The sequence below is a fragment of the Romboutsia sp. genome, from assembly GCF_035470145.1.
Taxonomy (GTDB): domain Bacteria; phylum Bacillota; class Clostridia; order Peptostreptococcales; family Peptostreptococcaceae; genus Romboutsia_D.
Map to the genome: position 1 here is coordinate 1 of NZ_DATIRC010000257.1, position 5,206 is coordinate 5,206.

The window sequence follows — 5,206 nt, forward strand, 5'->3', positions numbered from 1 at the left end:
AGCAATTAAAAAACTTCCATCTCTTTTAGTAAGTTGGGCAAAATTTACAGCATAGTTTTTATTTCCCTGATTATAAACATAAATAGATGCCTCAGGTCCCATAAGCCCTACTTGAGCCTCTCCTGAAATAAGCGCAGCCATAGTTTTATCTGCACCTTGAGTGTTTATAATATCAAGTTTTATACCCTCTTCTTCAAAAAAGCCTTGAGTTACAGCAGCATATTGCGGCGCATAAAATACCGAATGTGTAACTTCAGCTATTGTTACTTTGTCTAATTTATTTTTGTCAGTTGTATTTTGCTCACTTGGTGTTGATGCACATCCTGTAAAGCAAAGGGTACTTAATGCTAGAGAACTTGCCAGTGCTACAATTTTTTTGAACATAACACACCCCTCCTATTAATGATTTAAATTTTTGCAAAACTTTAATGATAATATATAGTATTACTTAGGTATGTTATTTGTTACTTGTAAACATGAGTAAGATTATTTCATAGCCTTTTCTTGTATTGAAATATTGATATGCCCCTTATATTTATTGATTATAAGTTTAACAAGGTCTATATTAAAATAGACTAGGAGAATTAATCATCCTAGTCTATTTTAATATTTGGCTCTGTTAGAGATATTATTTTTCATTATTTAAAAATACATGTATTCTAAATAGGTCTTCATTTCTTCATCATTAGGACCTACTTCTCCATGAAATTCTAAACCTTCTTGTCTTACTCCATATTTTCTATAAGGATTAAGCTTGTATCTACATTTATCCTTAATAATTTTAGATACCTCTTTAACGGTCTTTTCATTATTTAAATTAGGTGCTATTACAGTTCTTACTTCATGAAGCTTATTTCTATCTAAAAGATACTTTAAATTTTTTAGTACTATATCGTTACTTAATCCCGTAACATTTATATGCTCGTCTTCATCTATACTCTTAACATCTAGCATAAATTTATCCGCTAAATGCACTAACTCTTCATATTTACTCAAATCTATACTTCCATTAGTGTCTACAAAGCATGTAAGGTTAAGCTCTTTTTTTACTGCCTTAAATAGCTCTACTAAAAAATCAGAATTAAGAGTACACTCTCCTCCACTAACAGTTATACCTTGTATAAAAGGTTTTAACTTTTTTATTTCATCTACAAGTTCATCTACTGAGTAGTCTTTTGTTTTTGGAGTTGATAAATTCTTACACTCTCTAATACAATTATCACATTGTACACACTTTTCTTCATTCCATAAAACCTTATTATCTTTAATTTCTATAGCTTTAACTGGACAAGTAAAAACACATTCACCACAGTTTATACACTTATTGATAGTCTCTGGGTTATGGCAATAAGTACATTTAAAATTACAACCTTGAAAAAATATAGCAGTTCTATTTCCAGGTCCATCTATGCAAGAAAAAGGAATAATTTTATTAACTAATGCCATAATTAATCTCTTACCTTTCTATCAAAGGCTTTACTATCTCTTTTAGCATTCATAGCGAAAACTGTTGCATTATTTTTTACAGCTTCACCTCTTTCAAGCTTTTCTACTTCTGATCTTTTTGCAAGATACCCTGTAACGCGAACTACATCACTACTATCTGAGTAGGCAGAAAAATATCTTATTCCTGTTTTAAAAGCTCCATCTATAACATTAACTATAGCTTCTGGTTGTTCTTTATATGTATCTTCAAATACAAATATATCGCCAATTCCATTGAAGAAATATTTATGATATGGTGCTGATTGCATAATGTGATTAAATAAGTCAGGCTCTTCACCTACAGGTATCCTACAACCTGGAGAAACGCCTAAGTCTGTATCAATTCCAACTTGAGCATGTAGTAAATGTTGACCTTCAAAGCAACCTACATACTTTGATTTATATGAAGTAACTATTTTATTAACTTTCTCTATAGTTTTTAATCCTAAATCATTTGCTAGCTTTGAATACCCATATCTATCACTTTTTTCTGTTGCTTGTAATAAGTGATTAATAGCTTCAGCAAGTCCTACAACTCCAAACATCCCTGTGAAAAGTTCCTTATTTATGAATCCTTCTAATACAAGGAAATTTGTATTAAAAAATGCAGCTTCTTTCACTAAAAATCTTACTCTCTCATCAATATACTTAAGCATCTTCTCAACTGCAAATGGTAGCTTATTTTCCATAAAATCTTCAATAGAAACTGACTGATATGCTACATTTTGTAATAAAAGCCTTATTAGGGTATATCCACCTCCACCTATAAGAAATCCATTATAACAACTTGCAACAGCATAGTTTTCACTTTTAAAATCTTCTCTATACATTTTATGATTAGCAAAGCTTGGTTTTGCAGTAGTTAAAGCAGTGCTTGCACATAGTTCTATAAATTGCTTTGAAGTTATACCTTCATCGTATTTAACTGTTAGATTTGGTACTGCACATTGTAACTCTTGCATAACAGAAAGTACAATTCTACCTGCTGTTGTATCTTTTGGTCCTATATTTGCATGAACAAAAGAATCTGTAAGTGTTCTATCTATATGTTTTATAAATAATTTTATAGCTCTGTATGCTTCTTTTTCATCTTCTATAAAAGGCTCTAAAAGTTCATCTATATTACCTAAATATACTGGATACGATGTTATAGAGGGAACATGTTTGTAAAAAATTAATAAGTTGTTAGTTGCTTCCCAAATATCACTTGGTGGGTCAAGTTCTAAGAACTTACATCCTTTTTTCATTAGTTTTTCATAATCTGGTATGATATATCTTGGTCTATAAGGGGCATTACCTTCATACATTGTGCATATTACACCTTCATCAAGTAACGATTTAGTATCATCATCAATATTTAGTACACTCAGAGTACTTTCAGCCTGCCCTGCTAATTGCAATACTTGTTGACTATATGTTAAAGATTTATTTTTTATAATGTTTAAGACTTGTTCCATTTGTGTTTTACCCTCCTAAATATTTTTATGTATGTTTATGTTCTTTAATCATTTCTAGTTTGCTAGATAGTTTGTAAAACTGTTTTTTTGTTATTGATATGCCTTTTCTATTTACAGAAATTAAGTTTTCTTCTTTTAAATATTTTAAATTTCTATTGATTGTCCTTATTGAAAATCCTAGTATTGAACCAATTTCTTCTCTAGTTTTTTCTAAAAAAACTGTATCCTCATCTTCACTTTCAAAAACGTTTATCAAATAGCTTATTAATATACATACTGCTGGATATGCTAATACTTCTCCAGTTTTTAAGGATTGCTCATACATACTCTTTGATACAAAATGCAATATCTCTAGAGTTAGCTCTTGATCTGTATTAATCCAATCTCTAAAATCATCCTTTGGTATTTCAAGTATTATGCACTCTGTGCTAGTTTGTAATGTGGATGAATACGTTTGTTCATTTGCCATCATCTCCATAACTCCTATATATGCTATGGGTTTTATACTTGCAAAACTGTACACAAATCCATTTTCAAACTCGTTTCTTACTTGCATCTTACCTTTACAACTTATATATATACTTTTAATTTGATTTCCTTTTAGTACTATAATTTTTTGTTTTTCAATTTTTCTCATCCTACATTTAGGTTTAATGTTGTTTGGTATTTTATCAATAAACTCTTTTACCTTTTGATTTTCTATGTAATCATAAAATAGGTTATTATACATATTTTATCTCTCCTATAAATGATTTTGTCTTCTATTACTATTTTATCATTATTCGTAAATAACAAAAGGACATATGTCCCTTTATATTTTTTATCACAATATATTTTTATTTATTTCCCCTCGTGTTTTGAATAGCCTCCTTTCAACGATATAAAATTTGAATTTTATATAAAACTTTTTATGATGTAGACTTATACGTGAAAATTTGAAATATTATATAACTATTGTAAATATATGATATTTTTATAACATTTTGTCAATTGTTGTAGTATAATATATATGTATTTATAGTATAGCTACAATTCTTCTATTCGGTAGTTTACTTATACATATATTTAAGCATAAGGAGATAGAAAACATGAAATTTAACAGATTAGAAAACGTTATCGCTACTATGAAAGAAAATAATATACCTCAAATGTTAGTTACAGATAAACTAGCTATATTTTATTTAACAGGTAAAATGATAAATCCTGGTGAAAGATTAATAGCTCTTTACTTAGACACTAATGGAAATCATAAAATGTTCTTAAATGAGCTTTTCCCAGTTCACGAAGATTTAGGTGTAGAAAAAATTTGGTTTAACGATACACAAAATGCTATAGAAATAGTATCAAATCACATAGACAAAAGCACTACAATAGGAATTGATAAAAACTGGCCAGCAAGATTCTTATTATCATTAATGGATCTTTGCCCTAACTGTAAGTACATAAACTCATCATTTATAATAGATTCTTTAAGAATGTGTAAAGATGATGAAGAAAGAGAATTAATGAGAAAAGCTTCTCAAATAAATGACATGGCTATGGCTAAACTTCAAGAAGCTTTATTAGAAGATTTAAGCGAAAAAGAAATGGCTTCAAAGCTTACTTCAATATATGAAGAATTAGGAGCAGATGGTTTCTCATTCTCTCCAATAATTGGATATGGTGCAAATGGTGCTGATCCTCATGCTCATCCTTCAGATGCTAAGGTAAAAGAAGGTGATGCAATAATACTAGATATGGGATGTGTTAAAGATAACTACTGCTCTGATATGACTAGAACAGTATTTTATAAAGAAGCTCCTCAAAAAGCTAAAGAAGTATTTGAAATAGTACTTGAAGCTAATAAAAGAGCAATAGCATTAGTTAAACCAGGAATGAGATTCTGTGATATAGATAACGCTGCAAGAGATTATATAACTGAAAAAGGTTATGGAAAATACTTTACTCACAGAACTGGTCACTCTATAGGTCTTGAAACTCATGATATGGGAGATGTTTCTGCTATAAATGAAGATTTATTAAAACCTGGAATGATATTTTCAGTAGAACCAGGAATATACTTACCTGGAGAGTTTGGTGTTAGAATAGAAGATTTGGTATTAGTTACAGAAGATGGACATGAAATATTAAATAAACATACTAAAGAATTAAATATAATAAAATAATAAATCATAAAAGACTAGGAAATAAATTCCTAGTCTTTTATGATTTAACAACCTTTTGATTTTGTTTTTGGTATCTTTTGTAAATATTTATTTTTTATT

5 protein-coding genes are annotated in these 5,206 nt (G+C 29.0%); 1 reads left to right on the plus strand and 4 read right to left on the minus strand.

Annotated features, from left to right (window positions below; all coding sequences use genetic code 11):
- The 4 genes from VLM92_RS10925 to VLM92_RS10940 all read right to left on the minus strand — a co-directional run.
- Positions 1–384 (minus strand): ABC transporter substrate-binding protein (locus VLM92_RS10925; RefSeq protein WP_325276380.1); only part of this gene is annotated, 384 nt, incomplete at its 3' end.
- 258 nt (positions 385–642) lie between these two features.
- Positions 643–1,446, minus strand: a complete 804-nt coding sequence (locus tag VLM92_RS10930) for a YjjW family glycine radical enzyme activase (RefSeq protein WP_325276381.1) — start codon at positions 1,444–1,446, stop codon at positions 643–645.
- Between the two features lie 2 nt (positions 1,447–1,448).
- Complete coding sequence (locus tag VLM92_RS10935; RefSeq protein WP_325276382.1) at positions 1,449–2,942, minus strand: YjjI family glycine radical enzyme; 1,494 nt, start codon at positions 2,940–2,942, stop codon at positions 1,449–1,451.
- Positions 2,943–2,967: 25 nt separating this feature from the next.
- Positions 2,968–3,672: a Crp/Fnr family transcriptional regulator gene (locus VLM92_RS10940; RefSeq protein ID WP_325276383.1), complete on the minus strand. Its 705-nt coding sequence runs from the start codon at positions 3,670–3,672 to the stop codon at positions 2,968–2,970.
- A 358-nt stretch (positions 3,673–4,030) separates the two neighbouring features.
- Between VLM92_RS10940 and VLM92_RS10945 the strand changes: the two genes are divergently transcribed.
- A complete protein-coding gene (locus VLM92_RS10945; RefSeq protein WP_325276384.1) occupies positions 4,031–5,107 on the plus strand; it encodes a Xaa-Pro peptidase family protein in 1,077 nt (358 codons plus the stop codon).
- The last annotated feature ends 99 nt before the right edge of the window (positions 5,108–5,206 follow it).